Below are 1,133 nucleotides of genomic sequence, written 5' to 3'. Positions count from 1 at the left end.
GGGGGGGGCGGTCTGCGCCTGGCCGGGGGGGGGGGGGGGGGGGGGGGCCCCCCGCCGGCGCGCGGGCGGCGCGCGGAGCCTCCACCGGTGCCGCCGTGCGGGGGCGACGGGACCACCTCGCCCGTCTTCCCTTCCGGGGGAGGGGTCGATCCCCCGGGCAGCGCGAACATGGTCAGCTGCTCCACCGGCGGCAGGGTGATCTCGCCTGCCTCCTCCCGGGCCCGGCCCCGGCAGTCCAGGTCGACCTCCCGGTGCCCCCTCATGTCGCCCGGGATGTGGGCGTGGAGGTCGATGAACTCCCAGCGGCCCGCCCCGGCATCGCCCTCGAGCGAGCCCTCGTCCAGCCAGGTGTCCAGACGGCGGCCGCCGATGACGATGGCGCCGCGGGTGCACTGGGCGGGGTAGCGGGTCAGATGGATGGTGACGTCGTGTCCGTCCTCCGGCGGAGGGCTGACGGCCGGCGGATCGACGGTGAACCTCGTCACCGCCCGGACCGCTCCCGGGCTCACGCAGGCGGCCGTCACCTCGTGCTCGCCCTCGTCCGCCGAGTCCGGGACGGAGAGCGTGACGGTGAAGGTCCCGTCCTCGCCGGGGGTGCCGTTCGCCACCGGCTCCCCGTCCCAGCGGATGTCCACGCCCGCTCCCCCGGCGCAGCGGAAGTCCTCGCCGGTGACGGTGAACCGGGTCCGCGGCGGGCCGGAGCCGGGTGCCGGCGAGATCGACGGGTCGCGCAGGCGCCGCGCCGCGACCTCGAAGGTGCCTTCGGCGACGGGCGCGCCGTCCACGGCCGTGCACCGCGCCGCCAGCCGGTACGTGCCGGGCGAGGCGTCGGACGGGACGGTGACGGACCCGGTGAAGCTCCCGCTGTCGTCGGCCGTCAGATCCACCGGCTGCTGCCCCGACACGGCGAGGGTCAGCGGGCCCGCGCGCCCCTCGTCCGCGGAGCAGTCGAAGTCCGCGCCGGTCACCGTGAACGACGCGCCGGGCTGCACCGGTTGGCCGGGCGGACTCAACGAGGGGTCGGGCGGCGGAGAAGGCGGAGGCGTCGGGGTGTCGTCCGTCGCGGTGTCCGTCGGCTGCGGGCGGGGCTGCTCGTCCGGTACCGAGGGGGACCCGGGCGGGGGCGGCGGCCC

The 1,133-nt window shown here is 77.8% G+C and carries 1 pseudogene; it reads right to left on the bottom strand.

The features are described from left to right. Positions 1-992: pseudogene (locus ACFW2E_RS14970) on the bottom strand (hypothetical protein); the annotation flags it as partial. Positions 993-1,133: the final 141 nt, after the last annotated feature.

This window comes from Streptomyces sp. NPDC058964 (assembly GCF_042741275.1).
Lineage (GTDB): Bacteria > Actinomycetota > Actinomycetes > Streptomycetales > Streptomycetaceae > Streptomyces.
Note: the sequence above shows the minus strand (reverse complement) of the source record. Positions and strands in the feature narration are given on the sequence as shown.